The sequence below is a fragment of the Martinezella sp. CNPSo 3795 genome (genome assembly GCF_057784475.1).
This window is the reverse complement of sequence record NZ_JBXSOQ010000005.1, coordinates 100,230-115,941: the sequence shown is the minus strand read 5'-3', so window position 1 is coordinate 115,941 and position 15,712 is coordinate 100,230. Positions and strand designations below refer to the sequence as shown.

Genomic DNA, 15,712 nt, shown 5'->3' with positions numbered 1-15,712 from the left:
AGCCTTCCCGGCATTTAGCTATTACAGCTAATAACGAAGGTTAACGAGACGTCGAAAGAAGTATCTCAAATCGTCTGTCATTTGGTATTCTCTGACATGAAGCCTCTCTCTCCACTTTTGGTGAGAAGAAACGCTTGCCGCAGCCAAAGGTGCACTTGTAGGTTGCTCGTCATATCTGCAGCCCGCCGATCAAAATCTCCAGCTCATATAATTCCTCATTTCATCTTATGTTCCCTGGGGGCGTGACCGCAATTTTCATCGGAAGGCATTTCGGCTATCATCTGATTCTGGCATGGCCCGTGCCTCCCCCCTCCATTCGGGAAAGTATATTTCATGCGGGGCCGTCGATATCAAAACCGACTGTTTGAGCGCCTGGCATAAGGAGGGGTTGCGGTCATTGCTCGCAATAGGAGGTTTAGATGAGGCTTTCTGCCCCTGTTTATCATTTAAAGCGCAAGGCTAGGCTCCTGTCTCGCCAGCAGAAAATCCCCTTGCACGCTGCGCTGGATCGCGTCGCGGCTGGCGAAGGCTTTGGAGGCTGGAGCTTGCTTGCAAGTAAAACGAACACGGCCGTATCTGTCAGCGAACTGTATTCGCGTTTAAGCCCGGGCGATCTGGTGCTGATCGGCGCGCGGCCGGGCCACGGCAAGACCCTGATGAGCCTGCGGCTCGCCGTCGAAGCCATGAAGGCTGGCAATCGCGGTATCTTCTTCACGCTGGAGGATACGGAAAAGGTGGTTCTGGAGCGATTTCCGGTGATCGGTGCGGATCATGCGGAGTTTGCTGATCTGTTCGAATTCGACAATTCGGATGCCATCAGCGCCGATCATATCGTCGAGAGGCTGGCCGGGGCGCCGCGCGGCACATTGGCGGTGGTCGATTTTCTGCAGCTGCTCGATCAGAAGCGGGAAAAGCCGGAACTGATGGTCCAGGTCCGGGCGCTGAAGGCGTTTGCGCGCGCCAGAGGCATGATCGTCGTCTTTGTCTCGCAGATCGACCGTTCCTATGATCCGGCGCTGAAACCAGTGCCCGATCTCTCGGACGTCCGCCTGCCGAATCCACTGGATCTCAAGCTGTTCGATAAAATGGTCTTTCTGAACAACGGTCAGGTTGAATTCAAGGCCGCTAACTGACGAGCTACCCTATCTCTCGCGAGATTGCCCGATGAGGGCAGGTCGAGCCGCCCGGAAAAATCCGGGCGGCTCGATTGATATCAGGCGGAAACGTGCTCGAGCGCGCGGGCGAAGTCCTCGACCAGATCCGCGCTGTCTTCGATGCCGGCGGAGAAGCGCACGGTGCCCGGCGAAATGCCGAGCTCGGCGCGGGCTTCGTCGGTGAGGTTCTTGTGCGTCGTGGTGGCAGGATGGGTGATCAGGCTCTTCGAGTCGCCGAGATTGTTGGAAATCTTGACGATCTCCAGCGCATTCTGCAGCTTGAAGGCCGCTTCCTTGCCGCCCTTGAGCTCGAAGGCGACCAGCGTAGAGCCGCCGCTCATCTGCTTGGCGATGATATCGGCCTGCGGATGGTCCCTGCGGCCGGGATAGATCACGCGGGCGACCTTGTTGGTCTGCTCGGCGAGGAAATCGGCAACCTTGGAGGCGTTCGCCGTCTGCTGCGCAACGCGCAGCGGCAGCGTCTCAATGCCTTTCAGCAGCGTCCAGGCGGTAAAGGGAGACATGGCCGGGCCGGTGTGGCGGAAATAGTCCTGCAGGTTCTCGTCGATCCACTGCTTGTCGGAAAGGATGACGCCACCAAGCGAACGACCTTGGCCGTCGATATGTTTGGTGGCGGAGTAGACGACGATATGGGCGCCGAGTTCCAAAGGCTTTTGGAAGAGCGGCGTGGCGAAGACGTTGTCGACCACGACCTTTGCGCCGATCTGGTTGGCGAGCTTGGCGACGGCGGCAATATCGACCACTTCCAGCGTCGGGTTGGTCGGGCTTTCGAGGAAGAAAACCTTGGTGTTCGGGCGGATGGCTTTTTCCCAGTTCTCGGTAAAGCGGCCGTCGACCAGCGTGCATTCGATGCCGTATTTCGGAGCCAGCGTCTCGACCACCCAGCGGCAGGAGCCGAAGAGGGCGCGGGCAGCGACGATATGATCGCCGGCCTTCAGCTGGCAAAGGATGGCTGCGGAGACAGCGGCCATGCCGGACGCGGTGGCGCGGGCGTCTTCAGCGCCTTCCAGCGCGCACATGCGCTTTTCGAACATGTCGTTGGTGGGGCTGCCGTAGCGGGCGTAGATAAAGCCGTCCGTCTCGCCCTTGAAACGGGCTTCCGCCGCTTCCGACGTGTCGTAGACGAAGCCCTGGGTCAGATAGATTGCTTCGGAGGTCTCGCCGAATTGCGAACGGAGCGTTCCGTTGTGTACGAGCTGGGTTGCGGGGCGCCAAGTCTTGCTCATGCCATCACCACTTTCAAAACAAAAAAACCGGTCGCAAAAGCAGACCGGTTCAACCCCGGTCTTTTTAGCCATTTGTTTAACGTGGCTGCAAGCCGACCGGCCAAATCACCACGGGATAAGTTGCAATACTGCCGTTGACGGCTTGCGTCAATTCCCCGAGTTTGGTTTTGTCTGCGACAAATTATGAGAGAAGCATGATGGCTCGCAATACTGGAATTTTGGCCGATCGCGCCATCGCAGCGCTGTTTGAAACGGGGCGGCTGACGAGCGAGAGAGAACTGGACGTCGATCAGATCCAGCCGGCAAGCCTTGACCTGCGGCTCGGCTCGCATGCCTTCCGCGTCCGCGCCAGCTTCATGCCCGGTCCATCACATCTCGTCGCCGACAAGCTCGACCGGCTGAAACTGCATGTGGTCGATCTCTCCGAAGGCGCTGTGCTGGAAACGGGCTGCGTCTATATTGTGCCGCTGATGGAGCGGCTGGATCTACCCGAGGATATGTCGGCCTCCGCCAATCCGAAGAGCTCGACCGGCCGTCTCGACATCTTCACCCGCGTCATCACCGACCGGGCGCAGGAGTTCGACAAGATCCCGGCCGGCTATTCCGGCCCGCTCTATCTCGAAATCAGCCCGCGCACCTTCCCGATCGTCGTTCGCCGCGGTTCGCGCCTGTCGCAGATCCGCTTCCGCGTCGGCCAGGCCCTGCTCACCGAGCCGGAACTGCTGGCGCTACACGAGAGCGAGACGCTGGTCGCCAGCAAGAAGCCGAATATCACCGGCGGCGGCATCGCGCTCTCGATCGATCTTGCCGGCGACAAGGAAGGCCTGATCGGCTATCGCGGCAAGCACCATACCGCCGTCGTCGACGTCGACAAAAAGGCCCAGCACGATATTTTCGATTTCTGGGAACCGCTCTATAGCCGCGGCCGCACCGAGCTGATCCTCGATCCCGATGAATTCTACATCCTCGTCTCGCGCGAGGCTGTGCATGTGCCGCCGCATTTCGCCGCCGAGATGACGCCGTTCGATCCGCTGGTCGGCGAATTCCGCGTCCACTATGCCGGCTTCTTCGATCCCGGCTTCGGCCATGCCCCGGCCGGCGGCCGCGGCAGCCGCGCCGTGCTTGAAGTGCGCAGCCACGAAGTGCCCTTCATCCTCGAGGATGGCCAGATCGTCGGTCGCCTGATCTATGAACACATGCTGGAACAGCCAAGCAGCCTCTACGGCTCCGGCCTCGGCTCGAACTACCAGGCACAGGGCCTGAAGCTCTCCAAGCACTTCCGGCTTTGATCGATTGCCGACCGGCCTTGACAGAGGCCGGTAACTGTTGGACATCTCACGATGTCAGGCGGGTGTAGCTCAATGGTAGAGCAGCAGCTTCCCAAGCTGAATACGAGGGTTCGATTCCCTTCACCCGCTCCATAATCTTCACGCCAGAAGCGGTCTCTTCGTTTTCAGCGTTTCCTTCAGCGCTTCCCCAAAAATTGCGATCGGCCGCGCCAGCCGCCCCGCCGGCGGCCGATGCACCAGCCAGTTGACGACTTTCGGGCTGAAATCCGGGGCTTCGACGATTTCGACCAAATCGCGCCAGCGGCTGTCTGCTAGTGCGGCCGGCGTCAAGACGCCGATGCCGAGACCGCGCGCGACCAGCGACATTCTGAGATCGGCGCTCATGGCCTCGACGCCGACGTCGAAGGGCAGGCGTTCGGCTTCGAAGCGATGCTGAATGAAGGCGCGAAAGCCGCAGCCGCTCTGGTTCATGATCCAGGGGAAGCGGGAGAGATCTTCCAATCTCGGTTCCTTGGGGACGCCCAGCGACGGTGCCGCGACGAGAATGACGGCATGGACTCCGAGCATCTCGCCGACGACATTATCCGGCGGCTGCAGCCCTTCCGCCAGGCAGACGGTTGCCGCATCGAGCTGACTGTGAGCGACTTGTTCGATCAGTTGCGGCGACCAGCCGGTGACGACGCGCAGCGTCAATTGCGGAAACTGGCTGCGCAATTCGTCAAGCGGGGCGGATAAGGCTGCTTCGGAGAGATAAGGCATGATCCCGAGACGGAATTCGCCGCCGATCGTGCCGCCGGGCGAAACGCCGGCCTTGAGATCGTCGAGCGACCGCAATACCCGGCGACCATGCTCATAGGCCTCGCGTCCTGCCGCCGTCGGCCGCAAGGGCTTGGACTGCCGGTCGAGGAGAGCGATGCCGAGACTGTCTTCCAGGTTCTGTATGCGCCGGGTGATGCCTGGCTGGGTCAGATTGATGCGCGCGGAGGCGGCAACGATCGAACCTGTTTCCACCACTGCGACGAAGGCTTCCAGGTCATGAATGTTCATGCTTAACTCGCATAATCATTATTAGTTCATTTCAGTTGTCGCATTATGCAACGAAGCGATAATGATGGCTACCTTTATTATCAGAATTTATTGGAGAGATCATGTCGCAAGTCCCCGAATGCGTCACGCGCGAGCCGGAGGAAGCGGTTTCCGCAGCAACGGCCGCTCCCTCGACCTTGTTGTTTGCCATCGCGACCGGCGTCATCATCATCAATCTCTTCGCACCTCAGACGCTGGTCGGCATCATCGGCCCATCGCTCGGCTTTTCCGAAAGCGGCGCCGGCTTGGTGGCCATGGCCTCACTGCTTGGTTATGCCGCCGGCCTGTTCTTTCTGGTGCCGCTGGCGGATCTCATGGAAAACCGGCAGCTGGTGTTGCGCATGCTTCTCTCCGCATTGCTCATGGCCGTTGCCGCCGCCTTCGCGCCGACCGGCTGGAGCCTGTTGATCTTCCTCTTCCTTCTGGGAGCGGCCTGTTCCGCCATCCAGATCCTCGTGCCGATCGCGGCAGCGATGGCGCCGCCTGAGCATCGCGGCCGGGTGATCGGCAATGTCATGAGTGGCGTCATGGTCGGCATTCTTGTCTCGCGACCGCTGGCGAGCCTGATTGCCGATTTCTGGGGCTGGAGAAGTTTCTATGCGTTGAGCGCCGCAACGCTTGCGCTCCTCGCCGCTGTGCTCGCCCTACGCCTGCCCGAGCGGCGCCCTCTGATCAGCGCGAGCTACGGGGCCTTGATCGGTTCGCTCTTCAAGCTTTTGCAGGAGGAACCGGTGCTGCGGCTGCGCGCCTTCACGGCAGCCTTGATGATGGCGAGCTTCAGCCTGTTCTGGACTTCCGTCGCACTGCGTCTGGCGCAGCCGCCGTTCTCGCTCGGCCAATCCGGCATCGCGCTGTTTGCCCTTGTGGGTGCCGGTGGTGCCGCGGCGACCTCCGTCTTCGGCCGTATGGGCGACAGGGGATGGACGCGGACGGCGACATTGGCCTCGCATGTGATCGTGCTTGCCGCGATGGCGCTGGCCGCCTGGGTGGGTGGAATACGCTCGGGCAGCTCCGTGGCCCTGTTGATCCTTCTGGGCATGAGCGCCGTCTTGCTCGATGTCGGCGTCACCGGCGATCAGACCTTAGGTCGCCGTGCCGTCAATCTCCTGAAGCCGGAGGCGCGCGGGCGGATCAATGGTCTGTTCGTCGGCATCTTCTTCCTCGGCGGGGCTCTCGGATCGGCGCTCGCCGGCACGGCATGGGATTTCGGCGGCTGGGCTGCCGTATGCGCAGGGGCGGCGGGCTTTGGCGTGATTGCATTGATCACGGGTCTTGCTGCGCGCACCTGAGCAATGCAAGGACAGCACTTGTGGCTGCGCTGCCGCATCGCCATCTGTGACGCATTCAGGTGGCCGCCAGACAAGCATGCAAAAACAGGCGCCCCTTGTCAGGAGCGTCGGAATGCGTGGAATAGCTTGGGTTTACAGGCTGAGGGCGCTCTTTCGAAGCGGTGCGCTGAAGATTGCCCGCAGCACGAAAGTACCTCTCGGCACCAGGATCATCTGGCGGCGCGGCGACGTTCGCATCGGGGAAAGAGTGCATTTCCGCAAGGGAGTCGTCATCGATGCACAGGAAGGCAGCATCGAGATCGGTAATCACGTCTCCTTCAACGATTACAGCATTCTGCTGGGCCGCGGCGGGATCGTCATAGGCAATGATGTACGCATCGCTGCGCATGCGATGATCGTTTCCTTCGATCACAATTTCGATGATATTTCCCGCCCAATTCGTCTTCAGGGCGTGACGAAGAAGCCGATCGTCATCGAAGACGATGTCTGGATCGGAGCGGGCGCCAAGATCCTCGGTGGCTCCCATATTTCCAAAGGATGCGTCATCGGTGCGAATGCCGTCGTCAAGGGTAGGACCGAGCCTTACGGCATCTATGTCGGTACCCCGGCAAGGCTGTTGAAGCGGCGCGGGGAGGCGGGCGGCACCCGATCGGCAAAGATTGAACGGCTCGTTCTGCCGAAAAAGTAAAAGGCTCGAACGCCGCTCATCCCGGAGCCGCTTCGACCATCAGTAGGCCGCGATATTCCCCCTGCGGCATGACTCTGCTACATCGGATTCGTGAAACCAGAAATGTGCATCCACGACCGGAGGCCGGATCCAGACCATGCGTGTTTGCCTTTCCTCGATCATGTCGGCCGCCCGGCATCTTGCGCTTACGGCCTTGATCGCCATGTCCTGCACCCTGCCGCTTGCCGCTCAGGAGACGAAGCCGCCGAGCCTGCCGATCCTGTTCGATGCGCGTGAGCGCCTGCCGAAGCCGGATCTGTCTTCGCTGGTCAGACTGCGCTTCCTGACGTCGATCGACTTTCCGCCCTTCAATTTCCTCGATCAGAACGGCAAGCTCACCGGCTTCCATGTCGAGCTGGCGCGCAAGATCTGCGACGAGCTGGCAATAGCGGACAAGTGCCAGATCCAGGCCTTGCCCTTTGGCGAATTGCAGGGCGCACTTGCCGCTTCGCAAGGCGATGCCGTCATCGCTGGCGTTGCAGTCACGCCCGAACTGCGCAAGACCTTCGCCTTTTCACGGCCGTTCCTGATGTTGCCTGCCCGTTTCGTGCGCAATCTCAAGGCATTGATCGGCGGCACGACAGCTGCCTCGCTCTCGGGACATCCTGTTGGCGTCGTCAAGGGCACAGTGCATGAGGCAATGCTGACGGCCTTCTTCCCGGCGATCAAGCCGGTGCCCTTCGATGACAAGGATGGGCTTCTGGCCGCCGTCAAGGACGGCAAGGTCGATGCCGCATTTGCCGATGGCCTGCAGCTTTCCTTCTGGGTCTCGTCGCCGGCGGCGGAAAAATGCTGCGCTCTTTTTGACGGTCCCTACCTGTCACAGCAATTTCTCGGCGAAGGCATGACCATCATGCTGCGCCAGCAGGACGCCGATCTGACGGCGGCGATCAACCATGCGCTTGCCACGCTGTCTCGCGATGGCAGGCTGCAGGAAATTTATCTGCGCTATTTTCCCTATGGGCTTTACTGATTAGCGCAATTTCGGAAAAAGCCTCTAGGCCTTGCGATAACGGGCGATTGCGCTGCGTTCGATGGCCGCACAAGTCAGTTTGTCGAGGCCGAGACGGTCGCGAAGCAGGCTGAGCAGGCGCAATTCCTCGGCCTTGACCGACAGGTCGGCCGAAGCGACTTCGACGGCAAGGGCGTAGGCTGTGTCATAAAGACGGGCGGGAAGCGTATCGCGCACGGTTTCGAGCACGATGTCCAATCCCTCATTGTTCGAAAGAAGCTTGGCGCAATCGCGAGAGACGGAAATCAGCTTCTCGTCGTCGAACCCCTTGAAGACCGGCAGGGCGTGAATGAGCTCCCCGATGCGGCTGAGCTCCCGGTCGTTCATCGTGCGATCGACGGCCGAGGCCAGTACCATGACGTAGATCAGGGCCTCGTGAGCAGAAAGCGGCTTGTTCATGACAGGCGAAGTCCTTTGAATTTGGCAAGCTGAAAAGTCGCGCGTCCCATGGCAAAAGTTACTGCATAATTCCTTGAATCGGAATCGATTTAAGGAATTATGCGGCGGATTGGAAGTGCCGTAGCGGCCTTTGCGCGCGATATATGACGCGCGGCGCTGTGGTGGCTGAAGCAAGACGTCAGATCGGATTGAGCGGATCTTCCTTGGGCAAGGCCGGCCCGAGCGTCGATTTTCCATTCTTGCGCGGATCGTCGCCATACATGCCGCGCTTCTTCTGCTTGGCCTCGTCGACGAGCGATGCAAGCGGCGAACCTGGCTCCGGATCGGCCCAGCCGAAGCGCACCAGCCAGGCGCTGAGATCGACGCGGACATAGCGGCAGGCGCCCTTGACGGTGCCTTTCCAGTTGGCATCGGGCACATCGCAATCGATCGATCGGCCACGCAGATACATGCGGAATGCCGTGCGCGCGGCTTGGCCGCAGGGCCAGTCCTTCCCGCTCGGGCCGGTGCACATTCGATCGACATCGGTCGGAATGATCCCGGTGAGCTGTACGCTCCTACCGGTGATGGTCAATATGCCGGCCTGATCCGAGAAGGGGCGGACGAGTTCGATCGTTGTCGTCTGCTCCTGCGGCTTGGATGCGGGATCAAGTGCTGCCTGTTCGGACTGAGACGCTGGCTGCTGCCGCGGCAATTCCGGCGGCAGGGTTCGATGTTCGGCCGCCGCCGTCTCCCTGTCGATCTGGTCGGCCGGTATCCGGTTGTCCGGGATGGGATCGGTCTTGGCCTGGTCGTCAGACCCAGTCTCCGATGAAGCGGCTACCGCCTTGCCCGGCGTGTTTTCGCTTGACTGCTGGGCCTGGGACGTGGCGGCGTCCTTGCCGCTCGCCATATCTGTCGCAGGCGGCAGCTTTTGGATTTCCTCTGGCTTCGTCGATACGTCGTTCGAACGGGCAGCGTCGGTCGGAACCTTGTCGTCCTGTTGCGTCACCGGCGGCGCTGCCGCCGTCTTGTTTTCCGCGGCCTTAGTCTCGTCGCCATCGCTCGCCGCCGCAGCCGCCGCCATGGCAGCGGCGGACAGCTCGGGACTGCCGTCGGAACTGCTTGTCGATGGGGACGCTGTGGCGAGGATCGTTGCCTTATCCTTCGCTGCTTGCGTGGCCGAGCCGGCGGCTTGCGCTACCGGTTGGCCCTCCGATTGCGCCTGACCTGAATTTGCGTCGTTCTGCTTCGTGGTCTCGGCTGGCTTGGGTGCTTCTATAGCCTTTGGTGGTGTGGTGCCGGCCTTGGCGGTCTCGCCCGGCCCAGTCACAGCCGGCTTGCTTTGAGCCGTCGTGTCGCTGTGGTCTCGGTGGGGCAGGCTGAAACCACGCTCGCTGACCTGAATCGCGACGAGGGTCAACCAAGAACCGACGATCGCGCCTGCCGCACCTGCAAGCCAAATATTACGACGCATAACGAGAAAACTTTCCTATTGGCTGGCCCAAATGATCCGGGCAATCCATTCCACATCCGCAAGATCGAAGCTGCGGTTGGGGTGTTCGGGATTGAGCGACAAAAGCTCAATCGACTTGGCGCTCTGCCGCAGCAGAACCTTGGCCATGACTTCGCCCTCGCGGGTCTTCACGACGACACGGTCGTTTTTCCTGATCTGAGCACCTGGCTCGACAATCAGAATATCCCCGTCGCGATAGAGCGGCAACATGCTTTCGCCCTGCACCTCCAGCGCGTAGGCGCCGGTCCTGTGCCCGGCAGCGACGGGAAATTCCACCATGTCCCAGCCCTGACCGGCTGGAAATCCGCCATCGTCGAAGAAGCCGCCTGCGCCCGCTTGGGCAAAGCCGATCAGAGGTATGGCGTTGCCGGCCGGCAAAATCCCGTTTGGTGGAGTCGTAGCGCCCGGCGTCTCGGCGGGCCGGATGAAGCTCAGGAACTGCTCCAGGCTGGCACCCGTCGCATCGAGGATCTTGGCGATCGATTCCGTCGAGGGCCAGCGCAGGCGTCCGTCTTGGCTCAGCCGCTTCGATTTGTTGAAGGAGGTGGCATCGAGGCCGGCGCGGCGGGCGAGACCGGAAGGGGTCAGGGCATGCCGCTCGGCAAGCCGGTCGATCGCACCCCATATCTGCTCGTGTGACAGCATCGCCGCTCGGTATCCGCGCCGGCTCGCCCGGCGCTTTGCTCTTCAGAAAAGGTTAACCGAGGCATTTTGGCGAGTAAAGACCGGTATAGGAATACGGTCCTTTATCCCCGTGCTTTCGCCCGCGGTTTTTCGCGGTCTCAAGTCTTCTGCGGCTGCGGCTTCGCGTCCGGCTGCTCGTTCTGGAATTCCTTCGCCATGCCCATGAAGCCACGCATGAATTTCTGCATGATCCCGAGCGTACGGTCGATCTCGGCGTCGTCGGGCAGGCTCGATCCCTTGTTTGCGGCAACGGTCTTTTCCAGCTTCGTCACGCGATCGGCCAGCCGGTCGAGCTCGTCGTCATAGGCGCTGCGTTCGTCGGCGGCCATGCGGCAGACGAGATTGCCGCTTTGGTCCTGGCAGATGGACATCGCCCCGGTGTGCTTGTCGAGGCGGATGAAATGATCGCCACTGCGCTCCAGCTGGAAGCGTTCGGCATCCGGTTCGGCTGAAAGAGCCGGCGTGGAGAGAAGAATAGCAGTGGGCACCAGCATGGCTGCGAGACCGATTTTCAGTTCCTTCGTCATGTCATCCTCCGGATTTTCTGCGTTAAACCCCAAATCCATCACGGAAACCGTGGACATCGGCTGATGTTTTCGTGCAAAGCCCTATCAGGACAGCTTTACAGAGGGATGATGACCGCCATGCCAGTGGTTTACAAGATCGTGCCGGACACGCTCTGGCAGCAAGCCAGACAAACCGGCGTTTTTCATGGCGCGGCGATCGATCTGACTGACGGCTATATTCATCTCTCCACCGCGAAGCAGGCACGAAAAACCGCCGAGCTCTATTTCGCAGGGCAGACCGGGCTGCTGCTCGTCGCGATCGACGGCGATGCGCTGGGCGACAAGTTGGTGTTCGAACCCTCACGCGGCGGCGATCTCTTCCCGCATCTCTATGCGCCGCTGCCACTTTCGGCCGTGCTCTGGGAAAAGCCGTTGCCGATTGGTGAAGATGGTTCTCACACCTTTCCGGAGATGGCGGAATGATTGGCGCCTTTCGCGATTTCGGCCGGCGCGGCCTGTTCCTGTTCGATCCGGAAACCGCGCATGGCATGTCGATAGCTGCGCTGAAATCCGGCCTCGTGCCGACCTGCCGCACACGCAACGATCCCCGCCTGCGCCAGACCGTGGCAGGGCTCGAATTTGCCAATCCCATCGGCATGGCCGCCGGTTATGACAAGAATGCCGAAGTGCCGGAGGCGCTGCTGAAGCTCGGTTTCGGCTTTACCGAGATCGGCACGGTGACGCCGAAGGCGCAGTCGGGCAATCCGCGCCCACGCATCTTCCGGCTAGTCGAAGACGAAGGCGTCATCAATCGCCTCGGCTTCAATAATGAGGGCCATGAGGCAGCATTCCGACGGCTAAAGGCCATCCGCGGCAACGGCATCATCGGCGTCAACATCGGTGCCAACAAGGATAGTGCCGACCGAATTGCTGATTACGTCGCCGGTATCCGCCGCTTCTATTCCGTGGCGCGCTATTTCACCGCCAATATCTCCTCGCCGAATACGCCGGGCCTGCGCGATCTGCAGGCGCGCGAAAGCCTGTCGGCCCTGTTGTCGGCCGTGCTTGCCGCGCGCGACGAGGAAGCGGCCAAGGCCGGCAAGCGCATTCCCGTCTTTCTCAAGATCGCGCCAGATCTTACCGAAGAGGGCATGGATGACATCGCCGCGGAAGTATTGTCGCATGCGCTCGACGGTCTGATCGTCTCCAACACCACGCTCTCGCGTGATGGCTTGAAAGACCAGCGTCAGGCGAAAGAGGCAGGCGGCCTTTCCGGCAAGCCGGTCTTCGAAAAATCGACTGTGGTGCTTGCCAAGATGCGCCGCCGCGTCGGTGCCGCACTGCCGATCATCGGTGTTGGCGGCGTTTCCTCAGCGGAAACGGCGCTGGAGAAGATCAAGGCCGGCGCGGATCTCGTGCAACTTTATTCCTGCATGGTCTATGAAGGCCCGGGATTGCCGGGCCGCGTCGTGGCGGATCTCTCGAAGTTGCTCGATCGCGAGCGCGCCGGCTCGATCCGCGACCTGCGCGATACCAAGCTGGACTACTGGGCGAATCGGAACGTCTGATCCGCCCGCTTCTTCAGGCCCATGGCCAGGAAGATGCCGCGAAACAGCAGGAAGGCGTTCATGGCCATCCACAGGCCATGATTGCCAAGCGTCGGCACGAAGACGGCGAGCGCTATGAGATAGCCGCCGAAGGATAGCAGCATCTTGTTGCGCATCTCGCGCGACCATGTGGCGCCAATAAAGACTCCATCCATCAGGAAGGCGAGCGCCCCAGTCAGGCCGGTGATTGCCGCCCAGGGCAGATAGGTCTCCGCAGCGAGGCGCACCTCTTCGGAAGTTGTCAGCAGGCGGATCAGCGCCGGCCCAACCGTAAAGAAAAAAATGGCGGCGGCAAGCGCCAGCCCGAAGGACCAGAGCGCTGTCAGTTTCAAGCCGCGCTCGAAGGCCGGCCTGTAATTGGCGCCGATCGAGCGGCCGGTGATCTGCTCGGCTGCGTTCGCGAGCCCGTCGAGATAATAGCCCGACAGCAGGAAGAAGTTCATCAGCACCGCATTGGCGGCGAGCATGACGGCGCCGAAGCTGTTGCCGATACGCGTCATCAGCGTGAAGGCGGCAATCAGCACGAAGGTGCGGATGAGGATATCGCGATTGAGCGCGAAGAGCTGGGTAAGTTTGGCGCGGGAAAGCAGTTCCACGCGCGGCGGCCGCTCCTCGCCGGCAAAGCTGCGCAGGACAATAGCAAGCCCTAGCAGCATGCCGCTTGCTTCGCCAATCAGTGTACCCCAGGCGACGCCGGCGACACCCCAGCCAAGGTATAAGCCGAGCAGGATGGCGAGCACCATATTGACGCCATTGATGACGGTCTGCAGCAAAAGCCCGATACGGCCTTGGCCGCGGCCGAGCACGAAACCGAGGAGTGCGTAATTGGCAAGTGCCGCCGGGCCGGAGAGCATGCGGATGGAGAAATAGGTTCGCGTTGCGTCGGCAATGCCGCCTTCCGGCCCCATCAGCTTAATGCCGATCCAGAGCAGCAGCGGCGAAAGAATGACGATCAAGATGCCACAGGTAAGCGCCGATATTAGCGCCCGCCAGAACACGGCTTGCTGTTCGCGACGGTCATGGCGGCCATAGGCCTGCGCGGTTAACCCTGTGGTCGAGGCGCGCAGGAAATTGAAGCTGGCAAAGAGAAGGTCGAAGAGCACAGCGCCGATCGCAAGCCCGGCCAGCGCGTCTGGCTGGCCCATGTGGCCAACGACGGCCGTATCGACAAGGCCGAGCAGCGGTGTCGTCATGAAGCCGAGCGTCATCGGAATCGCGATCGACAGCACGAGCCGATGCGTCACGTCGAAGGGCAGAACCTTCCGGCTCTCCTGCTGGACATCCATGTTGCCTTACGCCTCCTCAGTTCGAGGAAAGCACCATGGACCAATAAGGCCTGTCGCCGGAAGAGGGGGCATAGGCAAGAGCGACGCCAAGGCCATCATATTTGCCGAGCATGTTGTGCAAATGCTTCGGCGAATTGATCCAGGCCGTCACCGCCGCATTCACGTCGCGCTGGCCCTCGGCAATGTTCTCCGCTGCCGGCAGCTTGACGCCGCTTGCCTTGACCCGCTTGCCGAAATCGTCGCCGAGGCCGATCAGGTGCTCCATCTTGCCGGCATCCGCCATCCGCCTCGCCTGATAGACGGCGGCGGTGCTGGCAGCGGTATCGATCTTCAATGGTGGCAGGCCGTTCTTGGCGCGCAGTGCATTGACGAGCGGCAGGGCGGAGGCAGTCTGGTCGCTGGCGGGGATATTGGAAATCCGGGCGGGCGGCGTGGCGCAGCTTGCGACGGATGCGGTGAGCGCAAGAGCGGCGAGGCGCAGCGCATCGCGGCGCGTGCAGTTCAGTGTCTGGGAGGTCATGTCAGCGGCGGTAGTTGAACAAACGAAGTATGATGAAGATGGGAATGACGATGGAAGCGCCGAGCAGCACATAATCGCCGAACTCGCCAAGCGCAGCGAAGCCACTGTGCCAGAGATCGAGCAGGAAGCGACGGACGCCATAGAGGAAATCGAGCGGCCGCCAGCCGAAGAACTTCATCACGAAGCCGACCACGAGCGACACGATGACGAGCTTCACCAGCGTTCTGCCTGGCGAGTCGCCAAGGAATCTGTTCACCTGATCGGACATACTGACGTCTCCATATGGCAGTCGGTCGGTGCTGAGATAGGGCCGGCACCTGCGACTCGCAAGCACTTTCGCCCAGCTTACACCCTAAACCAGCGCCTGCCTGAAATAGGACTTGAGTTTTTTTATGGCCGCGTTCAAAGGCGAGCATCAAACAGGATGAAACACATGCTGCCAAGCCAGCTTTCCTCCGGCGATGTCATCGCCGACCGCCGCGCCGATTATGCGAAGATGCTTGCCGAGAGCGGAGAACCCGCGAGTGCGGCCGAGCTGATGGAGCAGGCGCTGGAGCTGGTACCACGCTGGGCGGCGGGCTGGTTCACGCTTGCGACCTATCGCGAGAAGGCCGGCGATGCATCCGGCGCAATCGCGGCGCTGAACGAAGTGCTGATGCTCGATCAAGGCGATGTCTTCGGCGCCCGCCTCAAGCTTGCCGTTCTCGGCGGTGCCGATGTGCCGGACCGGCCGCCGAGCCTCTATGTCGAGCGGCTGTTCGACGACTACGCCGACCGCTTCGAAACCTCGCTCGTCGAGAAGCTCGGCTACAGCGTGCCCGGCAAGCTTGCCGGGCTAATTGCCGAAACGGCGGGTATCCCGAAACATTTCCGTCTCGCGATCGACCTTGGCTGCGGCACGGGCCTGCTGGGGCCGGAAATCCGCGCCCGGGTCGATCGGCTGGAAGGCTACGACCTATCGAAGGGCATGCTCGCCAAGGCGGCCGAAAAGAATGTCTACGATCACCTCGGCCAGGCCGATCTCGCGCTTGAGCCGGAATTGTCAGGCATTTTCGGTGGTGAGTTTGAGGCCGGCCGCGCAGATCTGATCACCGCCGCCGACGTGCTGATGTATCTCGGCGATTTGCATGGCGTGACGGCGATCGTGCAGAAACTTTCGGCCGATGGCGCCATCTTTGCGTTTTCGGTCGAGGATGCACAGCAGGCGGACGGCTATGTCCTGCGCGATTCCTTACGGTTCGCCCATTCGGAAGCCTATGTCAGTCGGATTTTGGCCGCTTACGGCTTTACGGTGCTGGATCTCACCCGCGGCGTCATTCGCATGGATGGCGGAAAACCGGTCCACGGCATTCTGTTCATTACCCGGAAATCGGCTTGATAATTTCGAATCTTGCGAATTTGAAATAGGTCA

Annotated in this window: 17 protein-coding genes, 1 tRNA gene and 1 riboswitch; of the genes, 9 read left to right on the top strand and 9 right to left on the bottom strand. The window is 61.1% G+C overall.

What is annotated here, in order from left to right; genetic code table 11:
* Positions 1 to 419 precede the first annotated feature (419 nt).
* A complete protein-coding gene (locus tag AC13QY_RS16175; RefSeq protein ID WP_488493660.1) occupies positions 420 to 1,133 on the top strand; it encodes a DNA helicase in 714 nt (237 codons plus the stop codon).
* 80 nt (positions 1,134 to 1,213) lie between these two features.
* On the opposite strand, the gene AC13QY_RS16170 is transcribed toward AC13QY_RS16175, so the two are convergent.
* On the bottom strand, positions 1,214 to 2,401 hold the full coding sequence (locus AC13QY_RS16170; protein WP_488493659.1) for an O-succinylhomoserine sulfhydrylase: 1,188 nt from the start codon (positions 2,399 to 2,401) through the stop codon (positions 1,214 to 1,216).
* A gap of 43 nt (positions 2,402 to 2,444) precedes the next feature.
* A riboswitch (SAM riboswitch) is annotated at positions 2,445 to 2,523 on the bottom strand.
* A gap of 72 nt (positions 2,524 to 2,595) precedes the next feature.
* Here AC13QY_RS16170 and AC13QY_RS16165 point away from each other — a divergent pair.
* Both AC13QY_RS16165 and AC13QY_RS16160 read left to right on the top strand, forming a co-directional pair.
* Positions 2,596 to 3,690 carry a 2'-deoxycytidine 5'-triphosphate deaminase gene (locus AC13QY_RS16165; protein ID WP_069611245.1) on the top strand — a complete coding sequence of 365 codons (1,095 nt, stop codon included), beginning with the start codon at positions 2,596 to 2,598 and terminating at the stop codon, positions 3,688 to 3,690.
* 58 nt (positions 3,691 to 3,748) lie between these two features.
* Positions 3,749 to 3,822, top strand: a tRNA-Gly gene (locus AC13QY_RS16160).
* Between the two features lie 6 nt (positions 3,823 to 3,828).
* On the opposite strand, the gene AC13QY_RS16155 is transcribed toward AC13QY_RS16160, so the two are convergent.
* Positions 3,829 to 4,737, bottom strand: a complete 909-nt coding sequence (locus tag AC13QY_RS16155) for a LysR family transcriptional regulator (protein WP_113351254.1) — start codon at positions 4,735 to 4,737, stop codon at positions 3,829 to 3,831.
* 101 nt (positions 4,738 to 4,838) lie between these two features.
* Here AC13QY_RS16155 and AC13QY_RS16150 point away from each other — a divergent pair, with 101 nt between their 5' ends.
* The 3 genes from AC13QY_RS16150 to AC13QY_RS16140 all read left to right on the top strand — a co-directional run bounded on the left by AC13QY_RS16150 (position 4,839) and on the right by AC13QY_RS16140 (position 7,765).
* Complete coding sequence (locus AC13QY_RS16150) at positions 4,839 to 6,065, top strand: MFS transporter (protein ID WP_113351253.1); 1,227 nt, start codon at positions 4,839 to 4,841, stop codon at positions 6,063 to 6,065.
* A 112-nt stretch (positions 6,066 to 6,177) separates the two neighbouring features.
* Positions 6,178 to 6,753, top strand: coding sequence for an acyltransferase (locus AC13QY_RS16145; protein WP_488493658.1), 576 nt, complete (start codon positions 6,178 to 6,180; stop codon positions 6,751 to 6,753).
* Between the two features lie 202 nt (positions 6,754 to 6,955).
* On the top strand, positions 6,956 to 7,765 hold the full coding sequence (locus tag AC13QY_RS16140; RefSeq protein WP_233788613.1) for a transporter substrate-binding domain-containing protein: 810 nt from the start codon (positions 6,956 to 6,958) through the stop codon (positions 7,763 to 7,765).
* Between the two features lie 24 nt (positions 7,766 to 7,789).
* On the opposite strand, the gene AC13QY_RS16135 is transcribed toward AC13QY_RS16140, so the two are convergent.
* The 4 genes from AC13QY_RS16135 to AC13QY_RS16120 form a co-directional block, all read right to left on the bottom strand.
* The gene (locus AC13QY_RS16135; RefSeq protein ID WP_015338732.1) at positions 7,790 to 8,203 is read right to left on the bottom strand and encodes a tellurite resistance TerB family protein; all 414 of its coding nucleotides are present in this window, start codon (positions 8,201 to 8,203) and stop codon (positions 7,790 to 7,792) included.
* Positions 8,204 to 8,381: 178 nt separating this feature from the next.
* Positions 8,382 to 9,659 (bottom strand): hypothetical protein, encoded by a 1,278-nt coding sequence (locus tag AC13QY_RS16130; protein WP_113332029.1) that lies wholly within the window; start codon positions 9,657 to 9,659, stop codon positions 8,382 to 8,384.
* 15 nt (positions 9,660 to 9,674) lie between these two features.
* A complete protein-coding gene (locus AC13QY_RS16125) occupies positions 9,675 to 10,343 on the bottom strand; it encodes a S24 family peptidase (RefSeq protein ID WP_113332030.1) in 669 nt (222 codons plus the stop codon).
* A gap of 137 nt (positions 10,344 to 10,480) precedes the next feature.
* Entirely contained in the window at positions 10,481 to 10,909 is a 429-nt protein-coding gene (locus tag AC13QY_RS16120) for a hypothetical protein (RefSeq protein ID WP_113351513.1), read from the bottom strand.
* 105 nt (positions 10,910 to 11,014) lie between these two features.
* Here AC13QY_RS16120 and AC13QY_RS16115 point away from each other — a divergent pair, with 105 nt between their 5' ends.
* Positions 11,015 to 11,371: a DUF952 domain-containing protein gene (locus AC13QY_RS16115; RefSeq protein WP_113351248.1), complete on the top strand. Its 357-nt coding sequence runs from the start codon at positions 11,015 to 11,017 to the stop codon at positions 11,369 to 11,371.
* A complete protein-coding gene (locus tag AC13QY_RS16110) occupies positions 11,368 to 12,456 on the top strand; it encodes a quinone-dependent dihydroorotate dehydrogenase (protein WP_113351247.1) in 1,089 nt (362 codons plus the stop codon). The genes AC13QY_RS16115 and AC13QY_RS16110 overlap by 4 nt, the downstream gene beginning before the upstream one ends.
* Here the strand turns inward: AC13QY_RS16110 and AC13QY_RS16105 are convergent.
* The 3 genes from AC13QY_RS16105 to AC13QY_RS16095 are packed head-to-tail and all read right to left on the bottom strand — an operon-like array spanning position 12,432 to position 14,569.
* Positions 12,432 to 13,781, bottom strand: a complete 1,350-nt coding sequence (locus tag AC13QY_RS16105; RefSeq protein ID WP_113351246.1) for an MATE family efflux transporter — start codon at positions 13,779 to 13,781, stop codon at positions 12,432 to 12,434. The genes AC13QY_RS16110 and AC13QY_RS16105 overlap by 25 nt on opposite strands.
* 16 nt (positions 13,782 to 13,797) lie before the next feature.
* The gene (locus tag AC13QY_RS16100) at positions 13,798 to 14,301 is read right to left on the bottom strand and encodes a CAP domain-containing protein (protein ID WP_113351245.1); all 504 of its coding nucleotides are present in this window, start codon (positions 14,299 to 14,301) and stop codon (positions 13,798 to 13,800) included.
* 1 nt (position 14,302) lies between these two features.
* Positions 14,303 to 14,569 carry a DUF6460 domain-containing protein gene (locus AC13QY_RS16095; RefSeq protein ID WP_069611256.1) on the bottom strand — a complete coding sequence of 89 codons (267 nt, stop codon included), beginning with the start codon at positions 14,567 to 14,569 and terminating at the stop codon, positions 14,303 to 14,305.
* A 165-nt stretch (positions 14,570 to 14,734) separates the two neighbouring features.
* On the opposite strand from AC13QY_RS16095, the gene AC13QY_RS16090 reads away from it, so the two are divergent.
* Positions 14,735 to 15,679, top strand: a complete 945-nt coding sequence (locus AC13QY_RS16090; RefSeq protein WP_488493657.1) for a class I SAM-dependent methyltransferase — start codon at positions 14,735 to 14,737, stop codon at positions 15,677 to 15,679.
* Positions 15,680 to 15,712 lie beyond the last annotated feature (33 nt).

Coding starts and splice junctions, on each gene's coding strand:
- AC13QY_RS16115 (WP_113351248.1), top strand. CDS start 11,015: ATGATGACCGCCATGCCAGTGGTTTACAAGATCGTGCCGGACACGCTC.
- AC13QY_RS16090 (WP_488493657.1), top strand. CDS start 14,735: ATGCTGCCAAGCCAGCTTTCCTCCGGCGATGTCATCGCCGACCGCCGC.
- AC13QY_RS16120 (WP_113351513.1), bottom strand. CDS start 10,909: ATGACGAAGGAACTGAAAATCGGTCTCGCAGCCATGCTGGTGCCCACT.
- AC13QY_RS16140 (WP_233788613.1), top strand. CDS start 6,956: ATGTCCTGCACCCTGCCGCTTGCCGCTCAGGAGACGAAGCCGCCGAGC.
- AC13QY_RS16165 (WP_069611245.1), top strand. CDS start 2,596: ATGATGGCTCGCAATACTGGAATTTTGGCCGATCGCGCCATCGCAGCG.
- AC13QY_RS16175 (WP_488493660.1), top strand. CDS start 420: ATGAGGCTTTCTGCCCCTGTTTATCATTTAAAGCGCAAGGCTAGGCTC.
- AC13QY_RS16110 (WP_113351247.1), top strand. CDS start 11,368: ATGATTGGCGCCTTTCGCGATTTCGGCCGGCGCGGCCTGTTCCTGTTC.
- AC13QY_RS16155 (WP_113351254.1), bottom strand. CDS start 4,737: ATGAACATTCATGACCTGGAAGCCTTCGTCGCAGTGGTGGAAACAGGT.
- AC13QY_RS16095 (WP_069611256.1), bottom strand. CDS start 14,569: ATGTCCGATCAGGTGAACAGATTCCTTGGCGACTCGCCAGGCAGAACG.
- AC13QY_RS16145 (WP_488493658.1), top strand. CDS start 6,178: ATGCGTGGAATAGCTTGGGTTTACAGGCTGAGGGCGCTCTTTCGAAGC.
- AC13QY_RS16125 (WP_113332030.1), bottom strand. CDS start 10,343: ATGCTGTCACACGAGCAGATATGGGGTGCGATCGACCGGCTTGCCGAG.
- AC13QY_RS16135 (WP_015338732.1), bottom strand. CDS start 8,203: ATGAACAAGCCGCTTTCTGCTCACGAGGCCCTGATCTACGTCATGGTA.
- AC13QY_RS16130 (WP_113332029.1), bottom strand. CDS start 9,659: ATGCGTCGTAATATTTGGCTTGCAGGTGCGGCAGGCGCGATCGTCGGT.
- AC13QY_RS16170 (WP_488493659.1), bottom strand. CDS start 2,401: ATGAGCAAGACTTGGCGCCCCGCAACCCAGCTCGTACACAACGGAACG.
- AC13QY_RS16100 (WP_113351245.1), bottom strand. CDS start 14,301: ATGACCTCCCAGACACTGAACTGCACGCGCCGCGATGCGCTGCGCCTC.
- AC13QY_RS16150 (WP_113351253.1), top strand. CDS start 4,839: ATGTCGCAAGTCCCCGAATGCGTCACGCGCGAGCCGGAGGAAGCGGTT.
- AC13QY_RS16105 (WP_113351246.1), bottom strand. CDS start 13,781: ATGGATGTCCAGCAGGAGAGCCGGAAGGTTCTGCCCTTCGACGTGACG.